Consider the following 12881-nt stretch of genomic DNA (forward strand, 5'->3'; position numbering starts at 1 on the left):
TCCTTGAGGAACACCTGGACCGTGGCCGTCAGGCGTAGGCCCCCGCCGGGGCCGAGCAGGTCCGACGGATCGTGATCACGGGCGTGATCGAGCACGAGCTCGTCACCATGCTTCTCACGCTCCCCACGTCGGCCCCGGCCCTGGCCGCCATGCCCGCGGCCCTTCCGGCCGTGACGACGGGGCGCGGCGCCATGCCACGTCGAGCCCGCGCACCTTGGGTGGTGGGCTCGTAGTGCGATGGCCCGGGCCCGATCGGGTGCGGTGATGCCGGCATGCAGCGACGCGTGACTCCGGCCTCACGCCCAAGAGGCGGTAGGGCCGGCGGGTCAAGTCCGTGAAGTCCCACTACCGTCAGCCACCCCCGCCTTGAAGTTCCATTGCATCAAGCGAGCCGTGTGTTCCTCGGCGGTTGCCGGAGTCCTGGCCGCCGGCTTGATTGCCGGCACGGCCGGGAGCGCCTCGGCTTCCACCATCCGCAACGGCTCGGTCCAGCTGTGCGCGCAGGCCAACTACCCGGCCTATCTCGAGTTCCAGGACCGCGGTGCCGCGACCCGCATCGTCAACCCCGGCGAGTGCCAGTGGTGGGGCTTCGGCTCGATCGGCCGCTGGGAGCAGATCAATATCGTGGATGCCTGGTCGGGCAAGCGGGTCGGCTCGAAGTGGTACGAGGGCAGCCAGACCGGCATAGGCATTGGCGCCCAGGGCACCTCGGGCGGTTGGCAGAACGCCATCGACTGGTAGTCCCCCCCAGCCTTCGACGCCCGCCCGTCTAGCTCCCCAGGCGGGCGGGCGAGGCTGCCGGTCAGTGCCCGAGCAACTGGCCGACACCGCCCACAGCCGATCCGCCGTACAGCCCGCGTGCCGAGAGCGGTGCGGCATCACGGCTCCGCCGCTGCCTTGCACGGCTTCGCCCTGAAGCGGGACGGGGCCCGCTTCTACCCCCGTGAACGGTCCGACGATCTTCGACGGGACCAAGCTGCGGCTGGAGATCAAGCAGTCCCGGGAGGGCACCGACCCCGTGGTGACCGAACGGGACTGCCCTGGGCTCAAGGACAGCCTGGAGGACAGCATGTCCAGCGGGGTGCGGCACGGCACCTACCGGACCGCGACCATCAGCCACCGGCCCGGCTCCGGAGCACTGGGCGACTCGGGAAGCAGCCACGGTGTTCCGGTGGTGCGGCTACGGCACCCTCACACGCACCACCCCCGACGACGCAAAGCTCGAAGAACTCGGCGGCGCGGCCCACTCCCCGGGTGCCTGACGGCGCCGTCGGACTCAGGACGTCGGCGTCCGTGGACCGGCGGGGAGTCCCGGGTTACGGGTCCGAAGGGGGCCTTGGAACCCAAGGCCCCCTTCGGGCTGGGGCGGCCGGAAGCAACGGCTGCCGCAGTCGGGCCCCGACACCGGCCCGTGAGCGGGACCTGAGCTCGACGCTGTTCATGTGCGGCGGTCACGGATACTGCCGACCATGGCGAGGGTGCGCAGCGCTGCGGCTTTGAGCTGCGGCCGCTCGCGTACGAACCCCCGGACGGCGCGTGGCGGCTCGTGGCTGAGCCAGTGCAGGGCCGCCCCGGCCCCGGCCCTGAGCACGGCGCCCTCGTGCACGATCAGTTCCCGAGTCTTGAGCGAGTCCTTGTAGGCGGCGTCGCCCCTGCCGAGATCGAGCATGTCGATGCCCGCGGCGGCGGCCGCCTCGATCATGCGGAGGTAGAGGACGCGGCCGGGACTGAACGTGGCGAAGTCACGGTCGTAGGCGGGGAACCAGCACGACAGCACGGTGCGCGAGCGCAGGCCGAAGTGTGCGGCGACGGGCCGCCCGTCCGCGTAGAGCACCGACAGCAGGCCTGAGCAGGACGGCGCCCGGGTGGTGGCGAGCGTCCGGACCAGGTTGTTGATCCAGTCCTGGGCGAACCGGTCGCGCCGGCCGGTTCGGCGGTACTGGGCGGACTTCCACGCCATCAGCGTCCGTAGCACGGCCGGATCACGCTCGTCGAACACGAACCGCAGCGGCCCGGCCTGCCGGGCCAGGCGGCGTTCCTGCGCCCGGGTCGCCTTCAAGAAGGTGCGGGAACCGGCTCGGAGCAGGGCCTCGTAGCCGGTGTATCCGCCGGCCAGGTCGATGACGGGCGAGGCGAACTGCCCCGTGGCGAACGGCAGGAACAGGTCCTGGCCGCTTTCGAGGTGGTTGAACTCCCAGACGGACAGGGAACTGGCACGCAGCAGCTCGCGGGTGTCCACGACCGTACCGGGGCGCAGCACGGCCCCCTGGCAGTCGGACACCCCCAGGCCGATGGCGCGGCCGCGGCCGCACAGGCCTCGCTCGAAGGGGAAGAAGCCGGCCGGCTCGCCGTCCTGGCGTACCACCGCGATCCTGGCCCCCTGCCGGACTTGGCCTACGGCCTGGCAGAACTCCGGGCTCATGAAGGGATTGGCCTCCGGCGCCGTAGTGGCCCGCAGCTCGCCCCACACCTCCAGGTCGGCCGGGCTCAGCTCGGCAGGGCGAATCACGTCGATGCGTTGAACGGTCACTACGGCTCCTGATTCATCGGAAATCTCACCGGACGCTGACCGACTGCCAGCACACGAGTAGTGGGCTGCGGCCACGCCGGGGCGCACACACCCGGTTCCCGGGCGCCGTTGCGAGCCCGGGATTCCCCTACCGACCTCCGGCTTTGGAAGCGGCCGGAGAGCGGCTGTGAGGGCGCCCTACGGTGTCTAACGACGGTCGGAGTATCAGGCGGCGACGAGGGCGGACCCTCGTTCCGACGGCGTTCGTCCAGCGGAATGCCACCCGTCACGAGTGCCGCTCCGAGCCGGCGCCGGTTTCGCATCTGAAGGCGCCGGCGAACGCGGCTCGCCGGGTCGCAGGATCAGGGGTTGAGGGAGCGGCGCTTGAACCACCACACCAGGCTCGTGCCGAGATCGGCCCGGGCTCTGCGCTGTGCGGGGGTATGTGGCTCGCGGACTACGACGGTGTCTCGGTGCCCGACGCGGCGCGGCTGGACTCGCCCACACGGTCCCATTGGCGGGGCGTGGGACAGCGGGGTGGCGGAACGGACTCCGGCCCGGCGTGAGGCGTACGCCGATGACCAGGGCAGCTGTCTAGTCTGTGGCGGTGACAGCTCGGTAGAACCGGCAGAAGCCGGATCAGGATCGCGCCCAGTGGCCGCCGTCATCGCCGGAGGCCCCGTGCCGGTACGGTGCGCGGTGGACGGGCCACGAAGCTGCGCTGGGGCTTGGTCGTGGACGAGGGGCGTGCCCTGCTGGTGCTCCCCGGGGCTGCTTGACGATGACGGACAGCCTGAAGAGGTCCGCTGGGTGGCAAGCGACCCGCCGTTCCGGCTCGGTTCACGGTGAGCCTGCCCCGGCCCAAGGCAAGCGGCACCTCACCAACTCCCGGAGAGCCGCCCCCGTCCGCGAGGACCACCTCGTACGGGCATTCCGCGCCCTCCCCGTCACCGGGGGATGAGGCAGCGGGTCCGGCGGGGGCTGCGCCGGGCGGCAGGTACAGGGCGCGGGTGCCGTCGGGGCCGGTCACCGCGTAGCCGGTGCCCGGTACGTCGAGGGAGACCGCCCGCACCCGGTGCCCGGAAGCCGCCGCAAGCTGCTGCCCGGCGGGCAGCCGACTCGCCGGGGGCAGCCCGGGCAGCGCAGCTCCGGCCGGGCAGCCCTCCTCGGGGCGGGCCGGCAGCACGTACCGGATCCCGGACGGTGCGTGCCCGGCCCGGGCGGCACCCGCGCCGGCACCGGGCGCCACGTCGAGGAGCAGGACCCCGTCCACGAGGATTGCCGTCGCGGCGCGGGCGTGCGCGCCGACGGAAACGGCGCAGCCCGCGCAGGGGCAGCCGGGCCGGGGCAGCCCCTCGGGGGCCGCGGTGCCGAGCAGGGTGACTTCCACGGGTGGTCCTTCCGGAAGGGGCGGGCCGGGAGGCGGGGAGGCACTCGCTTTCCCGCCGATGCGATACCGGCCCCTCCAGGGAGCGCGCCCCGCCCTAACGCCGGCGTCCTCCAAACGGACCCGGGGCGGGGCGAACAGCCCAGCTCATCCTCGGCGAGGACTACCCTGCCCGCCGCCTCGAATGCACAGCACGACGAAGCCAGTGCTCATTCGACGGACGTAGCGCTGCTTGCCTTGTTGGCGGAGCGCGGTCGGGGCGGGGGCCGGTGACGCCGTGCGCGCGACGCAGCATGGCTCCGTCATGTCTGCGGCCCCCGTCCGGGGGGTCCGCTGGCCGCTCCGAGATGGTGAGCGGTGACGAGGCGCGTGGAACCACAGATCCTGATCATGGGGTCCGGCTCCGAGAGCCTGCCAGCCCTGGTCGCGCTTCCGGCTGTGGGCAGGACCCTGGCTGCCGTCACCTGTCGCCGGTCGCCGCCCCGGCTGACGGCATCCAGCGCTGACACCCGCCTCGCACCGCTTCTTGGCTCCGCTGTGTGGCGCGGGGGAGCGAGCCGGGCGGCCGCAGCGCCTCTCGTCTATCTGGTGGGGCGCTCCCGACTTCGTGCTGGCCCCGACTGCCCCAGCTTCGCTCCGGCGACGGGGCTGCGGGTAGGCGGGGGTGCGTCCTGAGCCCGGCGTTGGCTATGTCAGGCGCTTCTTCGGTCGGGGCTGGGCGTTGAGGAGTGCCCACCAGGCGTGGCCGTCGTGGTCGGTGTGGGCGCCGCAGGCGTCCACGGTGCGCAGCACCGCTACCGCAGCCGGTACCTGACCCACATCGTCCTGCTCGCTGGTCTGGTGATTGAGGACCATGACGAGGATCTTGCTGTCCTGGTCGGCGAGGTGGACGCTGACGCGTTTCCCGCCGGCCGCCACCGCCGTGTGGACCAGCCCGTGGACCGTCTTGAGGAAGTCGCGCTCGTCCAGCAGCGGGTAGTCCCACTCGGCCACGGCGAGCGCAGCCTGTGCGGCGGCCTTCTTCGCCGCCCACTGGTCCGCGCGGAGCGCCAGCACCGTGGCCCGCCTACTGGTGACGACCAGTCGGGGCGGCACCCCGGTGAGCGACTTCGGCTTCGTCGCAGGCTGTGGCCGCGGCGGCTCCACCGGCTTCTTCTGCGGCGGCGGCGACTTCGGAGGAAAACTCGGCGGAACCTTCGGACCCCTGGCTTCCACAACCTCGCTCATACCCCACCACGCTACGCCGGTTGACCGCCACCGCGCACCGTCATCGACCACAGCGGTGCGCCGCGTACCCCTGCGGGGATGCACGCTGAACCGAAGACCGTCTCACCGTGAACGGGGCCCCTTCACCCCGCCGTTCGCCCGTTCGCCCTCGCCGTCGGACTCCCCTGGACGGTCTACCAAGCCGACGGCGAGCCCGCTGCGGTGGAGGCGGAGCTGTTCCACGTCGGAGTCCAGGACGCGGAGTGGCTGCGCCCTTTGCTGAACGGGCCGCCCGGCGGCCTGCGGGCCGAGACGGTGGTCTTCCAGCACGACGAGGTGATCGTGCACTGCCCGGCAGAGGAAGCGGCGGCCGTCGCCGAGGCGATCCGCGCCGTCGGGGACCGGGCCGGGCGGATCACCTTCGGCGATACCCCGGTCCGGTTCCCGTTCATCACGGCTGTCGTGGAGTGCTACGCCGACGCGAAGTGGTCCAGCTCAAACCACATGGGGTCGGTGGTGATCTGCTGCAGCAGCTCCAGCGTCAGCGCGGGCGTCTCGCGGGTGGCCTTGCCGCTTTGGTCTGCGGCGTTGTAGGCGGTCACCGTCACCCGAAGCCCGTTGCGGTACCGGGTGTCAACGGTCCATGCGGCCACCCCGCTGCCCTTCTCCGCAGGACCCTGTGTGACCTTGGTGCGGATGCCGTCGTTCGGCGAAGGGACGTTGCCCTCGAAGTCCGGAGCACCGGTCTCCTTGACGACGTCGAGCCGGACCAGGGACTTACCCTTGCCGTCGTCGACCACGACGTAGCCGGACCTTGATTCCCCGCCCTTGGAGATGACCGGGACCTTCATCCTGGTCACCATTTTCTCCAGCTGCTCCACGGCCTTCAGATCCCGCAGCGCGTTCGGATTCGCAGGCGTCCAGCCCTGCCGTTGCTGCGGGGCCGCGGGCAGGTCGTTGAGCGCCGGGTGCCATTTGTCCGAGATGACCACGGCCCTCAACTGTGCGGGGCTCAGCGGCGGGTTGGGGCGAGAGGCCTTCGTGGTCTCCATCGGCAGAGCATTCTGTGCGGACAGCTCGACCAGGAACCCCTGCGGGGTAACGAGCGCGGCCCGCCATTCCTTGATGTCGATGTCGTGGTTCTGGGCCGCGTAGCCCTGCTGGATCAGCAGCTTGGAGCCGTCGGCCAACTGCTCCGTTGTGCAGTTGTCATCCGGCCGCGTGGCTTTCTTCGTGCAAAGGGTCGTGGTGTTGGCCATGCTGCCGTTCGGGTCCACCCGGGTCACGACGAGGCTGATCCCCGCTCCACCCTGGCCGTCGTCGTACACGCCCCTCACCCCTGCGCCGGCGCTGCCGTCGGTGCCGTTCGCACGCTCTACGGACAGGGTCCCTTCCGGCAGCAGCCCCTTGAGTACCTCGACCATCTGTGAGGAGGAGACCGCGCCGGTACCGCGGGGCGGCTGCGGCAGCGGCTCCGGGATGCCGTCCCCGCCCCCACCCGACGGTCCGCCCGACGGCATCGGCGGCGTTGCGATCTCGACCCGGTCCGCTCCGCCCAGCAGGCCCCCCGCGTAGGCGCCGGCCGTGCCGATCAGGGCCAGGGACAGCACCGAGCCGCCGATCACGCTCGCCCGGCGGCGGGCGACGAGCCGCCGTCCGCGCCGCTCACCGGCTTCCACGAGGGCGTGCCGGTCGGCAGTGAAACCGTCCCCCGCACGCCGGAGGGCTTCACCGAGCTCGTCTTCAAAGGACATGGGGAACCAAACCTTCCGTTCTCAGGAGTGTGCAGAGGACCGAACCGGCACGACGCCGCCCACCGCGGGCGGGCCGGACCATCTCCGTTTTCAAAGGCCCGCGAACTCGCCGATGGTGCCGCCCAGTTGCTCCCTCAGGCGGCCGAGCGCTCGCGTGGTCCGGGTGCGGACCGCCGCCGAGCTCGTGTTCATCGCGTCGGCGGTCTCCTCGATGCTGCGGTCTTCCCAGTACCGCAGCACGAGTACCGCCCGATCCTTGGGCGCGAGCTGCCCCAGCGCCTCCAGCAGCGTCAGCCGCAGCGCAGGATCGCCGGAACCGGTGGCCACCGCACCTGAATCGGGGAACTCCCCGACCGGGCGCTCGCCCGCCGACCGCCGGCGCTGGTGGGTCAGGAAAGCCCGGACCAACACCGTCTGCGCGTACGCCGCCGGATTGTCGATTCGGGAGATCCGCCCCCAGAGCAGGTACATCCGCCCCAGGGTCTCCTGCACCAGATCCTCCGCGAGATGGGTGTCCCCGCTGGCCAGCAGGCAGGCCGACCGGTACAGGTGCCCCGATCTGCCTTCCGCGAACTCACGGAACCCGTCTCTGCGACCCTGCCGCATTTACTCCCCCTCGCGTCGTCTCACCCCATCGACGCGACGACGGCCCGTAAATGTTTCACCCGAGTTCTTGGAAGGAGACGTAGAACTCCTCGCGTACGAAACCCTCCGCCTCGTACAGCCCCTGCGCGACCCCGCTGTCGCAGGCGATCCCCAGCTGCCACCCCCGGTCACCCCGGCCTCGCCAGCGCCGAACTGGACGCCCCGCCCAGGCGGGCCTGGGTGGCCTTCGCCGCACCGGGCTTGGCGGAGGCGTCCCGGCGTTCTACATTCCGCCGGTCACCTTCAGCGGCCAGGAGACGGCTGCCACGAGACGTAGACCGTGAACCGTTCGGGAGCGGAGTTGACGTCCCCGCAGATCCTGGGGTCGTCGCAGTCCCGTTCTGGGACTCACCACGACCTCCTGCAGTCCCCGCGCACCCGGGGGAGCGGTCCTGAAGCCCAGCTGCTGGAGCCGGTCCGCGAGCCACGCACGCTCCGCAGGTAAGGAAGCTTGATCTTTGCATCATGAGCGATCGTCATGTGCCGTTACCACGGCGAGGCTGGAGAGCCGTCAGCCTCCAGCCCGAACCGCCGAACCTGTTCCACGACTGACATGCCGTCGGCCTGCCCGCGCTGACGCCCCAGCTCCGACAGGGCCTCGACGTCTCCGGCATCGGCGGCCAGCTGCCACAGTCGCTCCGCGCCCTCCGTGTCCCCGGCCCGCTTGCGCAGCCTCCCCAATGCCACCAGAGCGGACCGATCCCCGGCATCAGCGATCTGCTGCCACAGTGGCTCCGCGCCCGCCGCGTTCCAAGGCACGTCACGATGAATCGCCAGCTCCCGCAACAGGGAGTGGTCTCCGGCGTCGGCGCTGCGCCGGGCGAGCCGCTCGGCACCGGCCGCGTCTCCGCCCTCCTCGCGCAGCAACATCAGCTGCGCCAGGGCCTCCTTGTCACGCGCCTCGGCGGCACGCTGGAACAGTCGTTCCGCCGCCGCCGTGTCACCGTACGCCCAGCAAAGCTGTCCCAGCTCTCTCAGTGCGGATGGCACCCCGGCATCGGCGGCCCGCTGGGCGTACCGTTCCGCGCCCGGCACGTCCCCGGCTGCTCTGCGCCTCGACACCATCTCCAGCAGTGCTTCCACGAATCCGGCGTCGGCGGCCCGCCGCCAGAATTGTTCCGCTCCCGCCGCGTCACCGGCTGCTTCATACCTCGCCCCCAACGCCCGCAGAGCAACGGGGTCTCCAGCGTCGGCGGCCCGCTGGTACACCAGGACCGCACCGGCCACGTCCCCGGCCTGCGCGCGCAGCGTCCCCCAGTCCCTCAGGGCGTAGAGCAGTCCGGCGTCGGCCGCCTGCTGGAACATCCGTTCCGCGCCCGCCACGTCCCCTGCCGCCCAGTGCAGCCTGCCCAGCGCCACCAGGGCGGAGGGGTCACCGGTGTCGGCGACCTGCTGCCAGGCCAGTACCGCACCCGCCGCGTCGCCGACCTGCTCGCGCAACCGCCCGAGCTCGGGCAGGGCGAAAACGTGGCCGGCTTCGGCGGCCCGCTGCCACACCAGTTCCGCACCCGCCGTGTCGCCGGATCGTCGGCGCTGCCACGCCAGCCGGGACAGAGCCTGACGGTCACCCCCTTCGGCGGCCCGCTGGAACATCCGCTCCGCGCCCGCCACGTCCCCCGCCGACTCGCGTTTGTGGGCCAGCTCGCACAGGGCGTCCGTCCTTCCGGCGTCTGCGGCCTGCTGGGCGAATCGTTCCGCACCCGCGCGGTCCCCCATCCGCTCGCGAAGCCGCGCCAGCTCCGTAAGTGCCTCGGAGTCTCCGCCGGCGGCGGCCCGCTGGTACAGGTCTGCCGCGATCCGGGAACGGAGCCTCGACATGGCCTGGCGAGCGACCGCGTTGAGGTCGGAGGTGTCGGCGTGGTCCCGAACGGCGGTCCAGAACGAGGCCGGCGGGAGGGCGTAGTGCCGGGTGGTGCGCGCGTGGTGGTCGAGATAGTCGTTGAGGCGGAACAGACCGGGTGCGGGGCCCATGCCGTCGGGGGTGGCGACGGGCTCCAAGGCCGCGGCCACGGCTTTGATCCTTTCGCGCGCGTAGGCGAGAGCGTGGCCGAACCAGGTGTCGGGGTCAGCGTCGGCGCGCTGTTGCTCGGTCAGGTAGCCGGGCGCGGCGGCTTCGAGGAGTGCCGCGGGCAGGGGAGAGGCGTGGCCGAGTCGGCGAGCGTCCATGGCCGCGGTGATGACGGCATGCCCGTACGGGCCATGGGGTTCGGTGGCCTGCTGGTAGTGGTCGACCAGTTGGGGACCGGCCGCGAGGGTCTGGACGATCCTGCCGCCGGTGCTCCAGCGGGCGGCCGCGGCCAGTGAGGGGTCCCGGTTCACGAGCGGGTCCTCGAGGGACTCGCTCGTGAACGATGCGGGGACATCCACGAGCACCGCCTGGGCGAGCAGGGCTCGGGCGTTGCGATGCTCGTCCTCTCTCGTGACCTCTGCGGGGCGCGGCGTGCTGGCGAAGCCGCGGAAGTACTCGGGCCACAGCGTGCCGAGGACCAGGACCGGCCCCGGCTCCTCCAGGAGACCCCCCAGCGCGGCGGCGGCCTCCTCCCCGGCGGTCCCACGGAGGTGGTTCTGGACTTCGTCGAGCCAAAGGACGGTGCGCGGGGCGGGGCCTCCGACGTCGAGCAAGGCGAGAAGCCCCTCAGCGGTCTTGGGGAAGACCAGGTTCCAGCGGGGCAGGCAGATGCGGACGGCTTCGAGGGCGGTTCGGGTCTTACCGCTGCAGGACACCCCTCGTACGAGCACGAGTGCTGCCTGCTGGCTGCGGGCCGTGTTGAGCAGGTGGCTGCGCAGCCGATGGTCGTGCTCGCGTTCGATGTACCTCGGCAGGACGTACGCTCCACCGGTGTCAGGCGCGTCGGTTCCGTGGATGGCTGCGTGGACGCCCAGCTGCTGCGCCGTCCACTGCTCGATCGGTCGTGGCCGGTCCAGTCGGGCAGTCTTCATGGTCCCGGAGAAGTGCTGGTGGAGGTGATCGATCCTCCCGGAGACGATCGCGCCGACCATGCCCTGGACGGAGGGGGTGATGCCGGCGGCTGGGACGGCGCCGGGCCCGCTCAGCCCTGGGGCGTTCCCGGCGGGGGAGGGTTTACGTTGACCGTGCCCACATGCCAGCCCGCCACCCCGTGGGGCGCTGAGATGTTCACGTTCCCGCCCACGGACACGCTGCCGTCACCCGCCGAGACGACTCTGCCGTGGACATGCTGGGAGAGCAGGCTGAGCAGCTGGTCAGCGGCGCGGTCGCGCTCTGCTTCGTCCATGTCTTCCAGCAGGGCCTCGATGCGGGTCTGCCACGCCGTTTCCAGGCGGATGCGGAGTTCCGCCACGCCGTCGTGGGTGCCCTCCAGTTCGGCCGAGGTCTGGTCCAAGCGCTCCAGTTCCACCTGCTCGCGCCGGGCATCGCCCCGGCCGAACCAGCTCGCCACCGCCTGACGCAGGCCGCTCCAGGCATCGGTGCCCGCAGCCTGGACCACGGCAGCTCCGCCTGCGGCCGCCAGTGCGGCCAATGCCTGCTCCAGCATCCCCCTGCCCTCTTTTCCGGTTTCTCGCGCCGGGCGTCGGCCGTCACGGCAGCGCCCCGTACGTGTAAGGCAACCCGACTGTAGTGCAGCGGACTTGATCGCGTCGGGGCCTCAACCGGTCAGGCAAAGCACGTGCTGCTTCCGGCCTCGTGAAGAACGGCGTGCCGCCGCCCGCAGCAGCTCGCGCAGACGGCGGCGCATGGGTGTGCGCCTGGCTTCATCGAGTCGCGCAGGGCGCCCCGCTTCCTGGCCGCGGGGGATCGCTGAACGGTTTCGGCACCAAGCCCCGCGCGATCAGATCTCAGAGTTTCTCGCCGGCGCTGCCCGCACCTCCGCACCTGCCTTGTTCACTTCCGGTGAGCAAGGCACGTGCGTCGTCGACGCCAGCGGGTACACGGCCATCCAACGCACGCGTTCGGTCACAGTCACCGAGGGAGCTCTTCATGGACGTCCGCAGGAAACTCGCCGCTGCACGCCGGGGCAAGTGGCCTGAGCGGGCGCCGGAGGCCGTCCCAGCGGTCCGGTCTCCCGGTCGGCCGGTGGTACGAGCCCTTGCGATGCTGGCCGCCTTCGTCGGGACGGTACTGTTCAGCCTGATTCTGGCGCGCATCACCTTGGAGCCCTCGGCGGCTTCAGCCGGTGTCGTGCACAGCAATACCGAGCCGGGCGCCTCGATCCGCCTGTACCTCGACGGGGCGTCCGTCCGGGAGGCAGCCAAACAGCTCGGCGGCAACATCCTGCTGGGCGTGCCGTTCGGGATGCTCCTCCCGGTGCTCCTCCCGCAGGCACGCGGGTTCGTGCGGGTGGCGGCGGTGACGGCCGTGGTGATGACGCTCGTGGAGCTCATCCAGGGATCCCTGGTCACCGGACGGGCCTTCGACGTGGACGACGTCATCCTGAACACTGCTGGTGCGCTGCTCGGGTACCTCATCCTCGGTCGCCGGATGGGCCGCGCCGTCCACCCTCGGCGACGTCACTGGTGGCACCGCCTGACCCGCCGCGGTGACCGCGCTCCGGCGCGCGGATCCGTGCTGCCACCGGCTCGGTAGCCTGCCTTCTCCGCAGGAAGTCAACGTCTGCAGCCCCCGCGCAGGGTGGTTGGCCATGGTCGGCTTCTGCTTCGAAGGCGGTGACGGCGCGAACGGGATGGGCATGCCTCTGTTGCCGGGGCCTGGTGGTGCGACTGGCTGGGGCGCGGTGGAAGTCGAGTTCGATTCGGTGATCGGACGGATCCGGGTCAGCAGGCCGCGCAGTCGGTTCGCGACCCTGGCTGCTTCGCCGGCCGGGTCGTCGTCGAAGCCGACGATCACCTCCAGCTCGGCGATCGTCTTGTCTCGGAGGCCGAGCCCGAAGTGAGCGGGCCGCCCGGGAACACCCGCGAGGCGTGTGACGCATGGGCCTCCGACCATGACGAAGGGCTTCGCAACCCCGAGATGCCCGGGGCCAGCCGGGATCAGCCGATCGAGAGGCTTGTGAGCAGGAACTCACGCCGACGAGTGCTGCCCGGGATCGTCGCGCAGTTGATTGAGAAACGCTGTCGGGAACACGGGAGGAGAGCGAAATTCTTTACCGATTTTCCCGAGGTGAAGCGCCAGATCGATCAGTGCGCTAACCGTAGTGGCCGTCGGCGTCGAAGCTGTGGCCTCTTCGGCTTCGACCAAGATCTGCGCGAACGTATTCGCCCGGCGTTTCGATTTTCACCATCGCGGCAGCAGAGCCCCCAGCTGAATTCCACTCCCTGAAGCCTGCTACGGAGGTCTCGGAATCCCACGGGTCAATTCCTTCGGGCACCACCCTGGGCGGTACCTCGCGTGTTGATCCCGGCGCACTCCGGGCAGGGCGGGCCGACGACTCCGTCGGTCCGG

The 12881-nt window shown here is 71.1% G+C and carries 10 protein-coding genes and 2 pseudogenes; 3 read left to right on the forward strand and 9 right to left on the reverse strand.

Going from position 1 to position 12881, the window contains the following annotated elements; all coding sequences use genetic code 11:
- The first annotated feature begins 366 nt into the window (after positions 1-366).
- The gene (locus ACFWP3_RS03045) at positions 367-741 is read left to right on the forward strand and encodes a hypothetical protein (RefSeq protein ID WP_384215662.1); all 375 of its coding nucleotides are present in this window, start codon (positions 367-369) and stop codon (positions 739-741) included.
- 697 nt (positions 742-1438) lie between these two features.
- On the opposite strand, the gene ACFWP3_RS03050 is transcribed toward ACFWP3_RS03045, so the two are convergent.
- The 3 genes from ACFWP3_RS03050 to ACFWP3_RS03060 all read right to left on the reverse strand — a co-directional run bounded on the left by ACFWP3_RS03050 (position 1439) and on the right by ACFWP3_RS03060 (position 5123).
- On the reverse strand, positions 1439-2530 hold the full coding sequence (locus ACFWP3_RS03050; RefSeq protein WP_384215663.1) for a GNAT family N-acetyltransferase: 1092 nt from the start codon (positions 2528-2530) through the stop codon (positions 1439-1441).
- 643 nt (positions 2531-3173) lie between these two features.
- A complete protein-coding gene (locus tag ACFWP3_RS03055; RefSeq protein WP_384215664.1) occupies positions 3174-3899 on the reverse strand; it encodes a hypothetical protein in 726 nt (241 codons plus the stop codon).
- 684 nt (positions 3900-4583) lie between these two features.
- Positions 4584-5123 (reverse strand): hypothetical protein, encoded by a 540-nt coding sequence (locus tag ACFWP3_RS03060; RefSeq protein WP_384215665.1) that lies wholly within the window; start codon positions 5121-5123, stop codon positions 4584-4586.
- Between the two features lie 273 nt (positions 5124-5396).
- Here ACFWP3_RS03060 and ACFWP3_RS03065 point away from each other — a divergent pair.
- A pseudogene (locus tag ACFWP3_RS03065) lies at positions 5397-5588 on the forward strand (bifunctional 3'-5' exonuclease/DNA polymerase); the annotation flags it as partial.
- Here the strand turns inward: ACFWP3_RS03065 and ACFWP3_RS03070 are convergent.
- The 4 genes from ACFWP3_RS03070 to ACFWP3_RS03085 all read right to left on the reverse strand — a co-directional run bounded on the left by ACFWP3_RS03070 (position 5573) and on the right by ACFWP3_RS03085 (position 11016).
- On the reverse strand, positions 5573-6856 hold the full coding sequence (locus tag ACFWP3_RS03070; protein ID WP_384215666.1) for a hypothetical protein: 1284 nt from the start codon (positions 6854-6856) through the stop codon (positions 5573-5575). The pseudogene ACFWP3_RS03065 and the gene ACFWP3_RS03070 overlap by 16 nt on opposite strands.
- Positions 6857-6946: 90 nt before the next feature.
- The gene (locus ACFWP3_RS03075; protein ID WP_384215667.1) at positions 6947-7462 is read right to left on the reverse strand and encodes a SigE family RNA polymerase sigma factor; all 516 of its coding nucleotides are present in this window, start codon (positions 7460-7462) and stop codon (positions 6947-6949) included.
- Between the two features lie 525 nt (positions 7463-7987).
- Positions 7988-10441 (reverse strand): tetratricopeptide repeat protein, encoded by a 2454-nt coding sequence (locus tag ACFWP3_RS03080; RefSeq protein ID WP_384215668.1) that lies wholly within the window; start codon positions 10439-10441, stop codon positions 7988-7990.
- Between the two features lie 110 nt (positions 10442-10551).
- Positions 10552-11016 carry a hypothetical protein gene (locus ACFWP3_RS03085; protein WP_384215669.1) on the reverse strand — a complete coding sequence of 155 codons (465 nt, stop codon included), beginning with the start codon at positions 11014-11016 and terminating at the stop codon, positions 10552-10554.
- 557 nt (positions 11017-11573) lie between these two features.
- On the opposite strand from ACFWP3_RS03085, the gene ACFWP3_RS03090 reads away from it, so the two are divergent.
- The gene (locus ACFWP3_RS03090; protein WP_384215670.1) at positions 11574-12065 is read left to right on the forward strand and encodes a VanZ family protein; all 492 of its coding nucleotides are present in this window, start codon (positions 11574-11576) and stop codon (positions 12063-12065) included.
- A 165-nt stretch (positions 12066-12230) separates the two neighbouring features.
- On the opposite strand, the pseudogene ACFWP3_RS03095 reads toward ACFWP3_RS03090, so the two are convergent.
- A pseudogene (locus ACFWP3_RS03095) lies at positions 12231-12350 on the reverse strand (IS110 family transposase); the annotation flags it as partial.
- Positions 12351-12500: 150 nt separating this feature from the next.
- On the reverse strand, positions 12501-12677 hold the full coding sequence (locus tag ACFWP3_RS03100; protein ID WP_384215671.1) for a hypothetical protein: 177 nt from the start codon (positions 12675-12677) through the stop codon (positions 12501-12503).
- Positions 12678-12881 lie beyond the last annotated feature (204 nt).

Source organism: Streptomyces sp. NPDC058525 (assembly GCF_042719495.1).
In the GTDB taxonomy this organism is placed as follows: domain Bacteria; phylum Actinomycetota; class Actinomycetes; order Streptomycetales; family Streptomycetaceae; genus Streptomyces.